The 552-nt window shown below is 24.6% G+C and carries 1 protein-coding gene; it reads left to right on the top strand.

The genetic code is table 11. The features are described 5' to 3' along the window. Positions 1-406, top strand: a 406-nt coding sequence (locus ACW2QF_RS19325) for a P-loop NTPase fold protein (RefSeq protein WP_455717651.1), incomplete at its 5' end; no start/stop codon positions are given. Between the last annotated feature and the right edge of the window lie 146 nt (positions 407-552).

Here is a 552-nt window from a genome sequence, read left to right as displayed (position 1 = left end):
AAAAAAAATTATAAAACAACAAAGTAATTTAAATATGGAGTTATTTAAATATATTAATGGAATTGATCCTACATGTATTTTAATATATGGTAATTGGGGTTCTGGTAAAACAATTTCAGTTAATGAATTTATGGATCATATAAAAAAGATAAATTATCGTAAGGTATATACAATTTCTTGTTTTGGTATATCTACGAGAGAGGCATTATATAAGAAGATACAAGATGAATGTGAGAACGAAGATAAAAGTTTAAAAAGGAGAGTTGTAGATATTTCAAAAAGTATACCTGTAATTGGAAATTTAATTTATTCATTACTAAAAAAAATTATGAAATTGCTAGTATTAAACCTAAATCTGTTTTTGTATTTGATGATTTTGAAAGAGTTGCTCCAACTGACAGTATAAAAAGTGATCAAAATAGTAAAGCTAATGTAAGTTATAGTAGAACTTCCGCTACTCATTTATTGGGAAAAGAATTTGAAAATGAAATGAAACTACTTCATGAATCAATAAATCAACTTGATAGAAATAATTACTACCAAACGCAGTAT

The sequence above is a fragment of the Anaerosporobacter sp. genome (assembly GCF_965301125.1).
The sequence above is the reverse complement of the archived record's forward strand: the minus strand, read 5'-3'. Positions and strand labels throughout refer to the sequence as shown.